Origin of the sequence: Methanobrevibacter acididurans, from assembly GCF_046197875.1 — an archaeon.
Classification (GTDB): domain Archaea; phylum Methanobacteriota; class Methanobacteria; order Methanobacteriales; family Methanobacteriaceae; genus Methanobrevibacter_A; species Methanobrevibacter_A acididurans.
This window is the reverse complement of record NZ_CP166991.1, coordinates 1205128-1224136: the sequence shown is the minus strand read 5'-3', so window position 1 is coordinate 1224136 and position 19009 is coordinate 1205128. Positions and strand designations below refer to the sequence as shown.

Sequence of the window (19009 nt, the reverse complement as noted above, 5' to 3'; positions counted from 1 at the left end):
CTTTTAAGGCTTTATACTTTTGTTTATATAAATGAAACAAATTTTCTTTTTAAAAATGGAAAAATATTATGGAAAATCAATTAAAACAAGATATAATAATAATAGCAGCAGCATCACTTGCTGCACTACACGGAGCATACATTGGAAATGTAACACCTATAGCATTACCTCAAATGGCAACTGTATTTGGTTTAAGTAATATAATGCAAAATTGGGTAACAAACATATTCCTTTTAACAATGGCAATTTTCGCCATACCATTTGGAAAACTATGTGGAAAATATGGAATTAAAAAAACATTCCTATGGTCATTAATCTTAATGCTAATCGGAACAATAGGAACACCACTATCAAATACTATACCCTTATTATTTTTATTTAGAATAATTCAAGGAATAGGTGGGGCGGGATTATGTGTAGACACAATACTTATGATAACTGAAGCAATAACAACAACAAATAGGGGACAAGCATTAGGAATAAATGTTAGTTGTGTTTATATTGGAATAGCATTAGCACCAGTAATAGGAGGAATATTAACCTACCACTATGGATGGGCAAGTATTTTTTGGATAATGGTACCTGTAATGATTATAAACATAATACTATTACTATTTATTAAAGACGAATGGATTAAAGGAGCAAATGAAAAATTTGACTGGAAAGGATCAACAATATTTGCAGTAGGAATACTACTCTTAATTTATGGATTCTCAACACTTAACACAATCCAAGGATTAATAATTACACTAATTGGTATAATACTCTTAATACTATTTGCTAAAATGGAAATAAACACCAATCAACCAGCATTTGATATTAATTTATACAAAAACAAGAAATTCTTATCATCAAATCTAGCTAGTATACTAAGTTATATTGCAACATTTGTAGTAACAACTATACTTAACTATAACTTACAATACATTAGAGGATTCAACACAGAAATAACTGGATTATTATTAATAGTAACACCATTAATGATGGCAATTGTATCACCATTCTCTGGAAAACTCTCAGATAAATTTGATCCACAAAAAATATCAGCAATTGGAATGGGAATAGTTACAATAGGATTATTATTAATAATACCATTAAATAAAACAACCCCATTATATGTTATTATAATTTCAATGTTTTTACAAGGGATAGGTTATGGATTATTCGCATCACCTAATGTTAACACAATAATGAGTAGTGTGCCTCCAAAAGATACGCCTATGGCATCATCAGCTGTAGCAACAATGAGAATAATAGGGCAAACTGCAAGTGTAGGTATTTTAACAACAATATTTGCATTAATTATGGGTAATGTTATTATAAAACCATCAAATTTTCCAGGTTTAATCTTTAGTTCCCAAATAACCTTACTAATTACTACAATAATAAGTATTTTATGTGTATTAATGTGTTTAATAGGTTATAAATCTGGGGATAAATTATTTACAGATTCTAAAAGAATTGATAAATAAAATTATTATTTTAATCCTTTTTTACTAATTTTTTCTGTTAAGATTAAATAGAAAAACTTATTAATATTTTTTTTTAGATACTAAATTATAATAATATGAAAAACTGTTATTTAATGTTCTTAAGTATTAAAACAATTATAATAAATTGGATTTTTTAAATTTAAAAACATTAGAAGCCTTTAAAAAAAGGATTAATAAACTATATTTAATATAAAAGGATTTGATTAAACTATGATTTTAGTTGAAGGAACCGTTAATGGGAAAAAATATACAGAACCCTTCTCAAAAGGAGTATTATCCCGTTCATTAACTCGTGCAGAAGTAGGGCCTAACCGAGCATATGCTATGGCTGCAATAATAGAATCCAAGTTAAAAGAAAATAATATAACTAAAATATCTGTTGATGAATTAGTTGAATATATAGTTACAGAATTAAAGAAAGAAAATCCTTTAATAGCAGAGAAATATATAAACTGGAGACGAATAAGACAAAGCCAAGAACCATTAATAATCCTAATTGGTGGAGCATCAGGTATAGGGACATCATCAATAGCATTTGAAATAGCAAACCGTTTAGGGATAAAAAATATGGTTAGTACAGATATGATACGTGAAGTAATGCGTAAAATAGTCTCCAAAGAATTAAGTCCTGTAATACATGAATCTAGTTACACAGCATGTAATGTGCTACGTGTACCCCCACCACCAGAATATGATGCAATAATCGTAGGATATAAAAGTCACGTGGAAACCGTAAGTGTAGGAGTAGAAGCTGTAATAGAGCGAGCACTTAAAGAAGGAATTAGTATAATTATAGAAGGAGTACATATTGTTCCAGGTTTCATACGAGAAGACTTAATGGAAAAAGATAATGTTGTAATGTTCACATTATCCTTAAGTAATGAAAAAATGCACAAAGGAAGATTCTACTCTAGATGTAGGCAAACATGGGCTAGAAGACCATTACAAAGATATTTAGAACATTTCAATGCAATTCGTAAAACTCAAAATTATATTGTATCACAAGCTAAAACCTATGATGTTCCTGTAATTGAGAACATTGATGTAATCACAACAATTGATTCAATAATAAAGTATATTACTAAAACATATGGAGGAGAAAAAAATGTTGGAAAACAAGAAAGTTAAGGATTTAATGACAAGGGATGTGTTTACAACCACACCTGATGAGGAGGTTGTATTTGCATTTGAAAAACTGATGAAAATGAAGATCAGTGCAATGCCTGTAGTTGAAGATGATAAAATGGTAGGAATTGTATCTGCAACTGATTTAGGACACAATCTTATTTTAGATAACTATCAATTAGGAACCCTTGTTAATGAGGTTATGGTAACAGATGTTGCTTTTGTCTCACCTGATGATGATTTAGTAGAGGCTATCTGTTTAATGAATGATAAAGCCCCTCATAGTGATATTATTAATCAGTTACCTGTTATGGAAAATGAGAAAATTGTTGGTATTATATCTGATGGTGATATAATTAAAGCAATTAAAGAAGATTTATAATATAAAATCATTTGTTTAAATGGTTTAAATTTTTTTTAATTTTATTTTCAATTAATATTACCTTTTTTTACTAACATTTATATATGATTAAAGACTTAAATTAGTATTGGCTAGACTGGAGGGTTAGGGGTCCTTTGTAAGCACAAATCCCCTTGGGTGCGGTCGAAGTTCAAGAGGCGGCATTTGGATGCTATGCTGGCCTTGGAAGCTAATATAGAAGTCTCGTCCTGCAGGATCAGTGGTTATGGGATTTATGCTGGAGGGCATAAGTTAATCATATTTATTGTGGGAATGTGTCAGGCCTGGAAAGGAGCAGCTCTACTGTTAACATCTGATGCTTGTAGAACCGCGAGGTGGAGTTAGCTTTTAAGATAACCAACATCGTTGAATTATGTCCACTTTTGAACATGCCATTTTTTTATAAAAATAATAAATGTAAAACTTTATATATATTCAAATACAAAATACAAATTGTATGAATATCTAATTTAATAAACATGTTTTATTAAATAAAAGATTAACTTTTTTTAAAATACAAATGTCGGGATGGCCCAGCTTGGTACGGCGTCGGACTGCTAATCCGATGATCCCTTGGATCACACGGGTTCAAATCCCGTTCCCGGCGTTTTCTTATTATTTAAAAAAATTATAACTTAACTTAATACAAATAAATACTTATTCTAGCTAGCTTTTCTTATAAAAATATAATTAAAAAAAAGAGAAAAAAATATAAGGAAAGATTTAATTCTTATTCATCAATAGGTTGCTCATGATCATATTCTAAACCTAAAGGACAAGTATGACAAGTAACACCTTCAATAAGATCCACCTTATCATCTACTTTATTCTGGACAAGATGAGCAATCTTATGAGCTTCATTTAAACTTAAATCAGGATCAAGTGAAACATGTAAAGTAGCAGTTGCATAAGAACCTAAATAATTCACACGAATATCATGAACACCATAAACACCAGGAACACTTTCAGCAGTATCATGAATCTCCTGAATCAACTCCTCCGATGGGACTTTACCCATAATATTATTAATATTATCCCTACCTACTTTAAATGCAGTGTAAAGAATTATAATACCAATAACTAAACCAACTATTGGGTCAATAATGGGGTAACCTAAATTAGCAACAATAACACCAATTAATATTGCAAGACTGTTAAAAAGATCAGTTCTTTGATGATGACCATCTGCAACTATAGCTGGACTATTAATACTATTACCAATCTTAATTATTTGATGACTAATAAGAAGATTAATAATTAAACCAACTATTGCCATTCCTGCAGCTAAAAGTGTAGGGGTTGTAATTTCTCCTCCAAAGAATAATTTAATAATTGCAGATCTTAATATTTCAAATGAAACCATACAAAGAAATATAACAATTACAAGTCCACTAATAGCTTCAGCCCGGCCATGACCTAATGGGTGTTCTGCATCTGCAGGTTTTTGACCTACTTCAAATCCTAAAAAAGCTATTATACTAGTTGCAACATCAGATAATGTATGTGCCCCTTCAGTTATTAAAGCAAAACTTCCACTATTTATTCCTACAAGTATATTGAATATTGTTAAGAAAACATTCCCTATTATAGCTATAAATACAGCTTTTCTTCCTTCTTTATGTCTTAATATATTTGCCATCTTCTAAAAAACACCAACCCATAATCATTTTTTTATATTGTTTCTAATATCTTCATTGCTTTTTCAATATTCTCATAACTATTAGCATAACTCATCCGAACATGTTTTTCACCAGTTGGTCCAAATGCTTTACCTAATACACAGATTACTCCTTTATCCATTGCAGTTTTCACAAACTCTTCAGGATTATTAATTCTTGGGAAAGCATAAAATGCTCCTTCACAATCAGGTGTTTTATAACCCATGTCATTTAAACTTTTAACAATAAGATTTTTACGTTTTTCAAACTCCTTAACCATACTTTTAACAGAGTTTTGTGGTCCAGTTAAAGCTTCATATGCACCTTTCTGTGCAATACTACTTGCACATGCAATATTGTATTGGTGAACTTTTAATAATTCCTCAGTAAGTTCTGGGGGTGCTGTCAAGTATCCAATTCTTAAACCTGTCATTGCATAAGTTTTACTAAAACCATTAAGTGTTATAACATTGTCTGTGTAGGCTCCTGGAGAATAATGTTTATTGTCTCCATAAATGATTTTTTCATAAATTTCATCACTTATAATCATGAAATCATGATCATCTGCAAGTTCACAAATACCTTTAATGTCTTTTTTATCTATAACTGCCCCTGTTGGATTACATGGACTGTTAATTATTATAGCCTTAGTATCTGGGGTTATTAATTCATTTACACGGTCTGCTTTTAATTTAAAATTATCCTCTAATGGTGTGCTTACAGGTACAGGATTTGCCTCAGCAAGTCTTATAATTGCCTCATAAGATAAGAATCCTGGGTCTTGTATTAGTACCTCGTCACCTTTTTCAAATAATGCTTGTGCACAATCATATAATGCTTCACTTGCTCCACTTGTTACTATAACATTATCTGGAGTAGTGGTGATTTTATTATCTTTTTGGAATTTTTCACAAATCTTTAAACGTAAATCCTCAAAACCTTTATTTGGAGTGTAATGTGTATAATCCTCATTTATGGCTTGTTTCATTGATTCTTTAATATTTCTTGGCACTGGAAAGTCAGGTTCACCTATTCCAAGATTTATTGCATCTGGATTTGTTGCTTCAAACATTTTACGTATTTGACTTAATTCTATTGATTCTACTCTTTTTGAAGGTTTAACCATAAATTTAATACACTCCTTTAGTTTTTTTAATTTTCCGCATTTCTGGTTTGCATGGTCCACAGTTATAGCAACCATCTTTTTCACACCATGGTGTTAATTCATTATTTAATATTCTATTATATTCCTCTTTTAAGAATTCTTTATCTGCACGTACATTTATATTATCCCATGGTAAGTTATCATTTAATTCATATGATGGAATATTGTTTAACCAATCTTGAGTACTAAGTTTCACAGTTAAGGATTGTTCTAAAAGTTTACCTGTATTATGGTCTCCGCATGCTAGGATGTATTGGATTAAGCCTATTCTTGCACTGCTAAATTTAATATTTAATTGTCCTAACTCTTTTTTTAAGTGTTTTATTTTTTTCTTATTGGATTTCATATCATATGTGTACCATTGAAGTGGTGTGTGTGGTTTTGGAATTACAGGGTTAATACTGAAACTCATTTTACCTGTAGAATTATCACTTCTAGATGTGATATTATTAGTACTTGTATCATTATTTTTAATTTCCTTACCTAACTCGTTGATTTTTTTAATGTATGTGATTAACTTTTCAATATCTTCATCAGTTTCTGTAGGTAAACCTATTAAAAAATAAGATTTCACATTAAAACCTAAACTAAGCGCATCACTTATAACATTAAAAATCTCCTCATCACTAATATCCTTATTCATTAAAGTTCTCAGTCGATAAATACTTTCAGGTGCAATAGTTAAAGTCTTTAAACCACTACGCTTCAAACTAACTAAAATATTATGAGTAATAGATTCAATACGCATACTCGGAACACTAATCTCAAAACCCTTACCCTCTAACTCACTTATTAACTCCTCAATATCAGAATAATCACTAACAGCTGCACCAATAAAAGCAACCCTATTTAAACCATACTGATTCTTAACACTTTCACAATACTCAACAAGACTCTTAACACTACGCTCCCTTTGAGGCCTATACAAGTAACTACTCATACAAAACCTACAACCACGACTACAACCACGACTAATATTTAAAAGTATAGCCTCACCAAAAACAGGACTAAAATCAGGATTATCAGTTTCAGTAATAATAGGATTACGAGAATAATAAGCATGATTCATATTATCAACAATCTCTAAATCAACACATCCCTCTGTGATTCCTGGAAGGTAAACACCACTTATTTTACTTAAACTCTCTAATTGACTATGAGGATTAACCATAAATGCAAAACGATTAAAAACCTTATCTAAAATCTCTTCACCTTCACCAACAATGAAAATATCAATATAATCACTTAAAACACTAGGATTACTACTAGCACAAGGACCACCAGCCATAATAATTGGAGAATCATCCCCACGATCCTCACGTCTTAAAGGTATACCAGCATCATCCAACATCTTAAGAACATTAAAATAATCCTCCTCATACTGCAAACTGAAAGCTATAACATCAAAATCATGTAAAGGACTACCAGTCTCAATACTACGAGTAAAAGGCATCACAACACGTTCACAATACATATCAATACGATCATTTAACATTCCATAAACAATTTGATACCCAAGATTACTCATAGCAGTCTTATAATCATTAGGATAAGTAAGAGCAACCCGCACATCCACTTGCATTGGATTCTTTTCAAAAAAATTCTTCTCATATAACATAAAAAATTACTACACTAAAATTTTGTTTTTTAAAAAAATAGGATTAAAAAAAAATAATAAAAAAAATAATGGGGGGAATAAAATAAGATTTATAAAAAAAATAATAAAAAAAAATGTTTTATTTTATTTGATATAAGAAGCCATGTTTCCCTTTAAGACTAATTAAACCAATAAAATTTGCATTTAACAAGTTTTCAATAAAATCCACATCTTCATCATTAACTTCAATATCCTTTATATCATGCTCAGAGTATAAAAAAATATTATTATCACCATAAAATTCATAACCAAATCTTCTAATATAATCATATTTCTGATTAATATACTCCTTAAGTTTAGATTCAGCATCACTATCTAGCTTATTCATAAATAAAACATTCTCCCTAAAAAGGTTAAATCCTATTTAATTAATATATCATTACCTAAAATATTTTTTTTAAAATTATAATTATTTATATTATTAGATTCTCATTATATTAAAAATTATTCATAAAAAAATAGTAGTTAAGGGGGAAATGTTTCATTTCCCTTTAAATTTTAATTAATATCCGTTACAATATGAGCACTTTCAACACCATTTACAGTACCATTTTTAACAGTACAATTAAATGGTTCAGTCCAATTACCCTTATTAGATTTATATAACTTATAAACAGTTTCCCTACTAGTAAAATAATAAGTTTGCCCATCACTACTATTCAAACTAGCAATATAAACACCATTATTATTCTCCTTAATTACATGGATACCATTACCAACCTCGGTAGATGGAGTAACCGTCATATCATGAGGTAAATCCGGATTATTATTAACACTACTAGTGTCAGTTGTCTCTGCTTCTTCGTGAGGTATAACTACACTTAAAAACAATGCAGATATAGCAATCACAATACAAATAACAATTATAGGCCCTACTAATTTTCTCATATTACCATTTCACTATAATAAATAAAATATTTTATAAAATATAATTTCATCATTTCACACAATTAAGATATAACCTTTATGTAACTCATTAGGATACCCTAACCTTTTAAACTGTTCAATTTCACTCTCATGTTTACGTTCCCGCTCAAGCATATGATTAACATGACAATAAGATAAATGAATCTTATCCTCACTAATACTATTAATTTTAATAAAACTAGACTCATCCACCTTATCAAAACTAAAAGGCACACTTAACACATCACCCTCACTTAAACTACCACTCTTATACTTATCCAATATATCATCGGAGGTAATAGTAAATTGCTTAATCTCATCATCCAATTTATCCTCTAAATAAAATTGTTGAAATAAATTAAACTCCACTTCCTCATATTCTTTACTAACCATTATATTATCCCACAAGCCCCTACTACTTTATTAAAAGATTTATATCCTGTTTTTTTTATCTCACTAAAAAAATTTTTGTTCTACCCTTAAAAGATTTTTATAAAAAATTTATAAATTTTTTCCAAAAAAAATATTAAGGTTATTTATAAAAAATTATATGTAACTTTTTAATAAATATAATTATCTAAAACCATAATTGTTAAGACATTATAGGACAAAAATTTTCATGAAAAACAAATCAATAAACAATTACAATTCAAACATAAACCTTACAAAACATCCCAAAGTCAAAGGTTTAAAAGTATACGATGGAATAAACAACTTCTCAATAAGCTGGTTAAACAAACTAGGATACTGCGAATACCAATTATACCTAGAACACCTAAAAGGAATCACAGCCCCAGACACAAAATCCATGAAAAAAGGAACACAAGAACATCAAAAATTAGAAGACAACTTCAAAGCACACGCAACACCAGCAACACTAGAAGAAACAATAGAAATAAGTCATGAAGAAAAAACCATCACCCGTGAAATGTTCATAATAAGTAAAAAATATGGAATAAGAGGATTCATAGATGAAATATGGATGACACCAGAAAACATAGTCATAATCGATGATAAACCAGGAAAACGTGCATACAAATCACAAATAGATCAAATACGAGCATACTGCCTAGCATTCAAAGACACAACAAAAGATCCAAGACCCATCATAGGAGCACTAAGACAAAGAGGAACACCAAACATATTCTACAAAGAAAACTTTGATGAAACCAACCAATACAATATAGAACAAACCATAAAAAGAATGCACAGTCTACTAAAAGGTGAAAAACCATTCATGCACACAAAAAATCCAAACAAATGCAAAAGTTGTAGATTCAACACACAATGTCAATACTCATCAAAGGGAGAAAAAGTATAATGAATACACTAATAGAAAAAGAAAACAACAACGTAGAACAAGTCTTATTATACAGTAAACCTGCAAAATATGAGGAAACACAAGAAGACAACCCTAAAAAAACAGTTTTAAAACTTGATAATGAATTGAAAGATTTCCTAAAAAAATTAGCAGAACACACACTTGGAGAAAACATACCATTTATAAACATCACACCAAACAATACCTCAATAAAAACATGGATAAGTAACCTAAAAAACACATACCCACAACCCTACCCTCGTGATGTAAACGACTTACTAAACACATTCCGTGAATCCTTAAACTCCAGCAGCAAACAATCCAAATACAATGTATGCCTCTTATTATATAAAGATTTAATAATCCTATACCATACTAAACAAACAGAAAACCTCTTAGATTATGATTCCATCTTTCGTGCAGGAATAATAAAAACCATAAACAACCGAATACTATTTTCCGCTTATGAAAAAAACAGAAAATGGAGTAAAGGACATGCCAAGTTCTGGGGAATACACTTAGAAAACCTCAAATGGTCCAACATAAGTGACATAATACTTCAAATAAAACTTGAAAACTTCCAATACCCACTACACTTACCCCTTGAAAATAATGAAATCAAAAACATGATCCTAGAAGAAAACATAAAATCCGATGCAACCATCCAAATAGGAACACAAACAGGGATAATAAACAAAATCAACCTCTACGGTAAAAACTTAACATTCAATGAATTCTACCAATACTACATTGATGAAACACAAGAACTAAACAAACACACAGAATTTTACAACACTTTAATACCTATAACAACAACACTAGACAATTACACCCATAATAAAACCAGTAAAACCTATATTGAAGATGAAAAATATATTTACAAAAACAAAATTAGTAAAGAAAACCGTATACACACAAAAAATCATAACAAATACACTCTAACATTTACAACAAGCAAATATCCAGGAATCAAACCAAATCCTGCATTCTTAAAACAAATTTATGAATCAATATTCACTGAAAAAAATTTAAACTTAATCCATGTAGGAGAAGCAAAATCCTCAACACCCCTTGAAATTGGAAACCTAAAAATTTACAATCAAATAAAAATAGATCCAGAATTTAAGGACACAACAAAATACCTAATAAAATTAATACAAAAAATCAATCCAGAAAACCAAACAATCCTAAAAGATTACTACTTAACATACTTAAATGAAAACTTAAAAAATCATAACCTAGAAACACTATTTACAAGTTTACAAACACAAATTACTAAAACAAATTTAGAAAAAGAATTTGAAAATAAAAAATTAGAAAAAAACAAGTATGTTAAATATGAATCCCAAGATGCAATAAACACAAAACCACAAGAATTTGCAAAAACCATAAAAAAACATGTTAAAAAATCCATAAAAAAAGACAAACTACTAAAATATGCAATAATATACGGAATAGAAAAAAACGGACACATCAAACCAACACAAAACTACAACCCCCAACACTTAAAATTAGTGGAAAAAGAAACAAACAAATTATTACAAGAAGACCAATTAGAAGTAACAACTAATATAAGAGAAATCAAAACAGAAAAAGGAACAATAATAATAGTATACATACTTCCAACAATAATTTAAGAAATTTTTATTAGTCTTCCTTTCCCTTTTTTTATCCAACTAATTTAAATATAATATAAAACAATATAATATTATTATATAAAAAATGATGAGAATTTTATTAAAACTTATTTTTTATTATTTATAAAAATTTTATTATTAAAAAACTTATTTTTACAAGATAATAATTTAAACTATTTTTTAATTTAAAACATAATTTTTTTAAAGAACAAACTTAAATAATATAAGGAAAACAGATTTTTATGGCAATAACCGATTTTAACGATTTCGAAATGAATGACAATTTGAAAAGAGCAGTAAAAAAGATGGGATTTGAAGAACCAAGTCCAATACAATCTTTAGCAATACCAGAAGCATTAAATGGTAGAGATGTAGTGGGACAATCCCAAACAGGTACAGGTAAAACTGTAGCATTTGGAATACCAGTACTTGAAAAAATTTACATACCAGATAAATCACCACAAGCAATAATAATTTGTCCTACTAGGGAATTAAGTATACAAGTAGCAACAGAACTTGGAAAATTATCTCAATGTATGGAAAAATTACACATATTACCAGTATATGGTGGACAACCAATTGGAAGACAAATAAGAGTACTTAAAAAAGGAGTGCATATAATCATAGGTACACCTGGAAGAATAATGGATCATATAAGAAGAAAAACATTAGATCTCTCAGGAATAGAAACTGTAGTATTAGATGAAGCAGATGAAATGTTAGATATGGGGTTCCGTGAAGATATAGAAACAATCCTTCGATACACTCCTAAAAAAAGACAAACACTTCTTTTCAGTGCAACCTTCCCAAAGGCAATAAAAAAATTAACTAAAAAATACCAACGAAACCCAGAACACTTAAAAGTAGCACAACACGAATTAACCGTACCAGAAATAGATCAATTCTACTTTGAAGTAAGAGAAAAAAACAAACTCGAAACATTATCAAGATTATTAGATGTATATGACCTTGACTTATCCTTAATATTCTGTAACACTAAAAAAAGAGTAGACAGATTAGTCAGAGACTTAAAAAGTAGAGGATACAGTGTTGAAGGAATACATGGGGACATGAAACAATCCCATCGTGACAGAGTAATGGGTCAATTCCGTAATGGTAGAATCGAAATACTTGTAGCAACAGATGTAGCAGCAAGAGGAATAGATGTACCTAACGTAGAAGCAGTATTCAACTATGATGTACCAAACGATAACGAATACTACGTACACCGTATAGGAAGAACAGGAAGAGCAGGAAAAGCAGGATACGCATTTACCTTTGTTGCTGGAAAAGAAATATATAAACTAAGAGATATTCAAAGATACACTAAAACCAAGATAAAACAACAAAAAGCTCCATCCTATAAAGATATGGAAATAATGAAAACCAATCTTTTAATAGATCAAATCAAAGAAACAATAGAAGAAGAAAACTTAGATAAATATATTCACACTATTGAAGAATTAATCGAAGAAGACTATAATTCAATAGACATTGCAGCAGCATTACTTAAATTCGCAAAAGAATAAAAAAATTTTTCTTTTGCTTATAAAATATTTAGAAAATAAAAATAAATAATTTTAAAGGTTTATAATTAAAATTTTTTTTTTTTAAACCTTTTTATAACATACTCTTTTTTTTTATAATTTAGCATCAACAATATTGTATTTAACATCATTATCTTCTAATGTTTTAACAATATTTTTACTCATATTACCAACAGTTAAAAGTAGAGTGTTTAAACCTTTTCTACTGCAACTTACACAAGATTGAGAAGCTGCAAATTCAATATCAACAGGAATACCTAATTTTTTAGCTACTACATGGCTGATAGTTCCAACTACAGCAATTTTATCTAAACTTTTAAGACCCCACTCAGTATAAGTCTCATTATAAATTTCATCAATTAATTTAAAATTGGCCTTCTTGGATCCGCCTTGTTTAATAGTGGGAAGTGCAATAATTAAAACTTGACCTAATTCTACATTTATAAGACCAGTTAACTGGTTTAATGCTACATCAAAACCTGATTCTGCATCACTTATTGCTTCAGCTTGAGCATCATGTTTTTCATGATTTGCATATAATAAACCATTATCCATATATAATCCTACTTTATCCCCTTTTTTTATAGGTTCTGTTGCTATTGCAGGCCATATAGACTTATAATAATTCATTATTTCTAATGTTTCATCACTATATTTACGTAAGGCTATTGCATCTTTTTTAACTTTAGATATACCTTTCTGTGTTATTGTATAAGGGGAACGACCATCCTCTGATGAAACATAACCTTCTTCAATTAATGTTTTAAGATTCTCGGATACTGCTTGAATAGTTATTCCTAATCGTTCTGCTAAATCTTTTTGTTTAAGATTAGGTTCATTTTTACTTATTTCACTTAAAATTTGAAAATGAGTCATTTCTCCTCTTTTTTTAAAAATCTTCATAAAAACACTAACCTCCTCATATAAATAAAATATATTTTTTTTTATACATCTAATTTTCCTTCAAGTTTTTGATTAAATAAATTTAAGAATTCATCCTTTTTATCATAAGGGATGTATGCTCCACAAGCTACACTGTGTCCTCCACCATTTCCACCAAGACTTTGAGACACTTCACGAATGATGTTTCCAAAGTGTATTCCATCATAAGCAAGTAAACGTGAACATCGAAGACTTACTTTCCAATTAGGATTATCATCACTAACTTGTGTAAAACCTATCATTGGTTTTCTCCAGTTACCATAACTTAAAATCATCCCAGCAACTGTACCTACAATCTCACTTTTAATACCAGAACCGTTAAAGTATTGTAGGTTTTCCATCTCAACTATCTTATTTTCTTTGGTGACTTTTTCAATACTTTGACGTAAGTTCATTTTATGAGTTTTTGATACAACTTCAAGTGCATCAAGTGCATCACTACGATTACCTTTCAAGATTTCACATGCAACACCATACTCCTGATTACGACCACAAGCATTCATAGCAGTAGAAAACTCACTAGCATCCCGAAGGAAAGTATGATTATCCTCATACAAGAAATCATAACTATCAGCAGAAACCAATTTAGGAATATACTTCACATAACGCTCAGGAACCACCTTACTCATCATACGAACCAACTCACTAAACAACTCACCCTTCTCCATATTACTTAAATCACAAAGGGTACGTTGTCTACCATCATCAGTTTTATGAGGAATACCTAAACCATCTAAAACAGCAATAGATTCATTACGATTATTAGTAATAGGTAAATTCACATCACTAAAATAAGCCATAGCTACAAATAAAGGACGAGTCTCACGACCATACAAACACAAATCACTATTACACTTCACGTAACCTGAATCAACACTATCCTGGAGTATAATCCTATTTAACCCAACAAGCTTACCAGTTTTACTATTCTGCATATCACCAACAGCACTTAAAACCCCAATCCAACTCAAATCCTTATAACCAAAAGTTCTAGCTAGAAAATAAGATAAACCACCACCAGAAACATTATCAGAACCATCAATACCATAAAACATAGGATTAACTTCTAAATAAGTATAATCCACATCATCATTATAATCTATACTCCTAAGTGGAGGGTGATGATCAAGAATAAGAATCTTAGAATCCTTACCAGCATTCTTATCAACAGGTTGACCACTACCAAGATCACTAAAAATAGTTAAATCATGATCAATACTCAAATCTTCCAATTTATCCAAGTTAACAAAGTCCAAATCATGTTTCTTGCCTAACCTGTCAAGCACGGTACTAATAATAGCACCAGCACACATACCATCACAATCAATATGACTATAAACCTGAATACTACTAGCTTCAAGTATTAAATTTTTAGCTTCCTCATACTTCTCCTGCATCTCTGCAGGTAAACTCACATTATCCATAAAAATCTTTCAAAATAATAAAATTTTATCTTTTCTTGTTTTGTTTACGATTACGTAAAACCTTAATCTCTTCACTAATAGCAATAAGAATATTCTTCTTAGGAATAGGAGTTTCAACAAAAACCCTACCACTATGATTATACCACTCACCAGGATAAGAAGCATCCTCCTCCATCTCAGGATTAAACTTCAAATTCTTAGCAGCCTGATAAACCTCTTTAAGCTTAGGACCAGCCACACCATTATCCAGTGAAACCTTACGACCTTCACCACGACTTTTATTACGATCTATATAAATTGGCCAAATCATTGTTGACATAAAAAAATCAATCCACCTTATATAATAAATATTAATTATACTTTATTTAAACTAAAATATTTAAGTTTTTAATAATAACTTAATAAAAAAAATTAAAAAACGAGAAATAAAACCATTCTTATAAATTCCACTCATACTATCAATGATTTTATACAATTCATCTTTTTCACTTTTACTTAAATTTGATTGTTTATACAAACTTATCCAATTAAGTAAGAAAGGATTAAGGATAATATTACTTTTTTTAAATTTAAAATCTTTACAAATTTCACTACAATGATAATAACTATCAAGGGAATCATAAACAAGAGAATAATTAATATTCTTAGTAATAGATTTATCGTTTTCAGTGTTTCTCATGTAATAATCATGAATAATTGTTTCATTTAAAAAAATAATACTATCGGTTAAAAAGAAACTTTTAACAACAAAATTTAAATCTTCACCTGAAATAAATGGTGGAAATTCTAAATTATGTTCTTTAATAAAGTTAGTCTTATAAATTTTAGTCCAAATACTAGGTAAAATCTTAAAAAGTTCGGGATGATCATTAATGTTTTTAATAAAGATTTTATCACTATTTAAATTCTTTAATTTACCATAAATTAAACGACTAAAAAAATGTTTCCATAAAAAACTAGTAATTCCAGTTAAATTAACACCATCAACTAAATCATCCTTATATTCACTAATATTATCAGTATATGGAGAGTAAGATTTTAAAATAAGTTTTTTTTCTGGATAAATTCTACGATATCGTGCAAAAGCAATATCAGCATCATTACTACTGATGGTATGGTATAATGTTTCACATGCATTCTCATGGAATCTATCATCAGAATCCAAGAACATCACATATTCACCAGTAACATGTTTTAAACCAATATTACGTGGACCATAAGCAGCACCAATATTCTCTTTAAGTTCAATAACCTTAAAATTAGAATATTTCCCACAATACTCTTGGATAATACTTAAACTATTATCCGTACTGCAATCATCAACCATAATAACTTCAATATCACTTAAGTTCATGGTTTGATTTAAAATAGAATCCAATGCAAAACTCAAATCCTTACTTGCATTAAAAACAGGCATTACAATACTAATTTTATAATCATAACTCATTATAGAATAACCTTTTTATAATTTTTGGAATAATAATTCCATCATATCCTTAACCGTATAAGTATTGGGATAGATACAATCCACATTAAAATCATCAAGAATCTTATAAGTAATAGGACCAATACAAACAGTTAAAACACTACTACTCATTTTAGAAGCAAGTTTAACCTTATCAGAATCGGATGCAACTGCAAATAGATTCTTAACAGTTAAAGGACTAGTAAAAGTAATAGCATCAACTTCATCATTTAAAATCTTACTAATTAAAACTTCAATTTTACCAGTATCCTCTGGAATAACACTTTTATAACTTTCTGCAAGCAATACATTAGCACCCATATTCTTTAACTCATTAGGTAAAATCTTACGAGCACTAAAAGTTCGAGGAATACCCACATTCAAACCACTCATATCCATAGTACTAAAACATTCAAGTAAACCCTCAGCAGTATAATCCTCAGGAATAATATCAACAGGTAACTGATTCTTAATAGCAACCTCAGCAGTCTTATGGCCAATAACAGCAATCTTACACTTACTATTTAAATTATCTAAAAAATCAGGATAAAAATTAAAAATACTATCAATACTAGTTGCAGAAGTAAAAATCAACCAATCCAAATCACTTGCATCAGTCATTAACTTTTTTAAAGAAGGAGTGTTTAATAAACAAAGTTCAAGAGTAGGAACAACCAAAGGAATTGCACCTTCACTTTCAACAATATTAACAGCTTCACTCACACGATTCAATGGACGAGTAATAGCAACAACTTTCTTTGAATCATTTTTATCCATAAAACTAAAACCTCACAAAAATCTTTTAATCAATAATATTTATTATTTTCATAATATTTATTTAATAATGTCATGAACTAAAGCTTTATCCTCATTATCTAAAGTCTTAAAACCTAAAATACAAACACTATAAATAATAATTCCAACAATAATTCCAAACCACATATTCAAACCAGTAAAATCTAAAACAACAAACATCACAACACTAGCTAAAATAATCTTAAAAATATCCTTAAAAATACTTTTATCCGGACAATAAGGAGTATTTCTAACAACATAAACCATTAAAATACAAATAAGAATCTCACTTAAAACAGTAGCTAAAGCAGCACCATGATAAGAATAACTTGGAATTAATACTAAATTTAAACAAACATTAAAAAGTGCAGCAACACAATAAATCTTAGTAACAGAAACTTCCTTATTAGAAGCATTCAATAAAGTACTAGCAGCACCATTAACAAACAAGAAACCAACAGTCCACACAAGCACCTGCATAACAGGACCAGACATCAAATATTCACTACCATAAATCAAAGTAACTAAAGGAGTAGCATACAAACTAATTCCTAAAGTAATAGGCATTATTATTATTAATAAATATTTGACTGATTTACTGTAACTTAATTTAAGTAAATCTTCAGATCCTTCAAACAGTTTACTCATTAAAGGAAAAACTACAGCTTGATATACGGGGAAAAATGTTGTTAAAACATTAATGATTTTATAAGAAGCATTATAAATACCAGTTGCATAATCTCCACTTAAATAGGATAACATAACAGTATCTATAGAAAAATAAATAGTGTAAAAAAATCCAGTCAAAGCAAAAGGTATAGATAATTTAACAGCTTTTTTACAAAAATTGTAATCTATTTTAAACTTAGGGACGGTGATATTCTTCAAGGTCTTTTTATAAGAATAAATAAATAATATTAAAAAACTCAAAGCATAAGAACATGCAATAAAAATTAATCCTAATTTAAAATAGATAGTTATGAAAACAAAAATTAAAAGCATAAAACTGTATATTATGTTTCCAATAGCTTGATATTTGATTTTTCCAAAAGCTTGAAATACTCCTTGAAGTAATCCGCTAAATGACATGAAAGCAATTTCAAGTACAAAAATTAGGGTAATTATTGTACTTAAATAATTTTTACCCATTAAAATTAAAATTATTAAACTTATAAATAATATTAAAAATGTTAATAAAATTTTAAGTGGAATTAATTTCCCTAAGTATTCACTGGCTAACTTGTTTTTACGTGATATATTTCTAGTAGCATAAGTACCTATTCCTAAATCCAAAAAGATATTTATCATTGTTGAAAAAGATATTGCAAAAGACATTATTCCAAAATCACTAGCTCCAAGGTATCTAGCAATTAATATTGTCCAAACAAAAGCACAAATACTGGTAATGACTTGAGATATCATCATCCAACTAGAATTTTTAAAAAGATTCTTCACTTCACTCATACAAATAATT

At 29.1% G+C, this 19009-nt stretch carries 18 protein-coding genes, 1 tRNA gene and 1 other RNA gene; 8 read left to right on the top strand and 12 right to left on the bottom strand.

The genetic code is table 11. The features are described from left to right. The first annotated feature begins 68 nt into the window (after positions 1–68). The 5 genes from ACA135_RS06035 (at position 69) to ACA135_RS06015 (ending at position 3625) form a co-directional block, all read left to right on the top strand. A complete protein-coding gene (locus ACA135_RS06035; RefSeq protein ID WP_409197862.1) occupies positions 69–1472 on the top strand; it encodes an MFS transporter in 1404 nt (467 codons plus the stop codon). A gap of 231 nt (positions 1473–1703) precedes the next feature. Continuing rightward, positions 1704–2621 (top strand): 2-phosphoglycerate kinase, encoded by a 918-nt coding sequence (locus tag ACA135_RS06030; protein WP_409197861.1) that lies wholly within the window; start codon positions 1704–1706, stop codon positions 2619–2621. Next, on the top strand, positions 2599–3000 hold the full coding sequence (locus ACA135_RS06025; protein WP_409197860.1) for a CBS domain-containing protein: 402 nt from the start codon (positions 2599–2601) through the stop codon (positions 2998–3000). The genes ACA135_RS06030 and ACA135_RS06025 overlap by 23 nt, the downstream gene beginning before the upstream one ends. A gap of 103 nt (positions 3001–3103) precedes the next feature. Further along, positions 3104–3417: signal recognition particle sRNA (gene ffs, locus ACA135_RS06020), an RNA gene on the top strand. A 123-nt stretch (positions 3418–3540) separates the two neighbouring features. Then, positions 3541–3625: transfer RNA gene (locus ACA135_RS06015), tRNA-Ser, on the top strand. 123 nt (positions 3626–3748) lie between these two features. On the opposite strand, the gene ACA135_RS06010 is transcribed toward ACA135_RS06015, so the two are convergent. From ACA135_RS06010 to ACA135_RS05985, 6 genes are all read right to left on the bottom strand, one after another. Then, positions 3749–4657, bottom strand: coding sequence for a cation diffusion facilitator family transporter (locus ACA135_RS06010; protein WP_409197859.1), 909 nt, complete (start codon positions 4655–4657; stop codon positions 3749–3751). Positions 4658–4689: 32 nt separating this feature from the next. Then, positions 4690–5802 carry a pyridoxal phosphate-dependent aminotransferase gene (locus ACA135_RS06005; RefSeq protein WP_409197858.1) on the bottom strand — a complete coding sequence of 371 codons (1113 nt, stop codon included), beginning with the start codon at positions 5800–5802 and terminating at the stop codon, positions 4690–4692. A 4-nt stretch (positions 5803–5806) separates the two neighbouring features. After that, positions 5807–7459, bottom strand: coding sequence for a radical SAM protein (locus ACA135_RS06000; RefSeq protein WP_409197857.1), 1653 nt, complete (start codon positions 7457–7459; stop codon positions 5807–5809). Positions 7460–7577: 118 nt separating this feature from the next. Further along, positions 7578–7826 carry a hypothetical protein gene (locus ACA135_RS05995; RefSeq protein WP_409197856.1) on the bottom strand — a complete coding sequence of 83 codons (249 nt, stop codon included), beginning with the start codon at positions 7824–7826 and terminating at the stop codon, positions 7578–7580. 170 nt (positions 7827–7996) lie between these two features. Further along, the gene (locus ACA135_RS05990) at positions 7997–8386 is read right to left on the bottom strand and encodes a hypothetical protein (RefSeq protein WP_409197855.1); all 390 of its coding nucleotides are present in this window, start codon (positions 8384–8386) and stop codon (positions 7997–7999) included. Positions 8387–8440: 54 nt separating this feature from the next. Then, on the bottom strand, positions 8441–8797 hold the full coding sequence (locus ACA135_RS05985; protein WP_409197854.1) for a hypothetical protein: 357 nt from the start codon (positions 8795–8797) through the stop codon (positions 8441–8443). Between the two features lie 226 nt (positions 8798–9023). Here ACA135_RS05985 and cas4 point away from each other — a divergent pair, with 226 nt between their 5' ends. From cas4 to ACA135_RS05970, 3 genes are all read left to right on the top strand, one after another. After that, complete coding sequence (gene cas4 / locus ACA135_RS05980; RefSeq protein WP_409197853.1) at positions 9024–9725, top strand: CRISPR-associated protein Cas4; 702 nt, start codon at positions 9024–9026, stop codon at positions 9723–9725. Next, a complete protein-coding gene (locus ACA135_RS05975) occupies positions 9725–11362 on the top strand; it encodes a hypothetical protein (RefSeq protein ID WP_409197852.1) in 1638 nt (545 codons plus the stop codon). The genes cas4 and ACA135_RS05975 overlap by 1 nt, the downstream gene beginning before the upstream one ends. 242 nt (positions 11363–11604) lie before the next feature. Beyond that, on the top strand, positions 11605–12891 hold the full coding sequence (locus ACA135_RS05970; protein WP_409197851.1) for a DEAD/DEAH box helicase: 1287 nt from the start codon (positions 11605–11607) through the stop codon (positions 12889–12891). Positions 12892–13002: 111 nt separating this feature from the next. Here the strand turns inward: ACA135_RS05970 and ACA135_RS05965 are convergent, their stop codons facing one another. Genes ACA135_RS05965 through ACA135_RS05940 form a run of 6 tightly spaced genes read right to left on the bottom strand, consistent with a single transcriptional unit; the run spans position 13003 to position 18999 of the window. Continuing rightward, positions 13003–13812 (bottom strand): winged helix-turn-helix transcriptional regulator, encoded by an 810-nt coding sequence (locus tag ACA135_RS05965; RefSeq protein ID WP_409197850.1) that lies wholly within the window; start codon positions 13810–13812, stop codon positions 13003–13005. 41 nt (positions 13813–13853) lie between these two features. Beyond that, positions 13854–15275 carry a single-stranded-DNA-specific exonuclease RecJ gene (recJ, locus tag ACA135_RS05960; protein ID WP_409197849.1) on the bottom strand — a complete coding sequence of 474 codons (1422 nt, stop codon included), beginning with the start codon at positions 15273–15275 and terminating at the stop codon, positions 13854–13856. A gap of 25 nt (positions 15276–15300) precedes the next feature. Beyond that, positions 15301–15594, bottom strand: coding sequence for a signal recognition particle subunit SRP19/SEC65 family protein (locus ACA135_RS05955; protein ID WP_409197848.1), 294 nt, complete (start codon positions 15592–15594; stop codon positions 15301–15303). A gap of 60 nt (positions 15595–15654) precedes the next feature. Beyond that, positions 15655–16722 (bottom strand): glycosyltransferase family 2 protein, encoded by a 1068-nt coding sequence (locus ACA135_RS05950; RefSeq protein ID WP_409197847.1) that lies wholly within the window; start codon positions 16720–16722, stop codon positions 15655–15657. A 15-nt stretch (positions 16723–16737) separates the two neighbouring features. Continuing rightward, the gene (locus ACA135_RS05945) at positions 16738–17517 is read right to left on the bottom strand and encodes a uroporphyrinogen-III synthase (RefSeq protein ID WP_409197846.1); all 780 of its coding nucleotides are present in this window, start codon (positions 17515–17517) and stop codon (positions 16738–16740) included. Positions 17518–17574: 57 nt separating this feature from the next. Beyond that, positions 17575–18999: a flippase gene (locus ACA135_RS05940; RefSeq protein WP_409197845.1), complete on the bottom strand. Its 1425-nt coding sequence runs from the start codon at positions 18997–18999 to the stop codon at positions 17575–17577. Between the last annotated feature and the right edge of the window lie 10 nt (positions 19000–19009).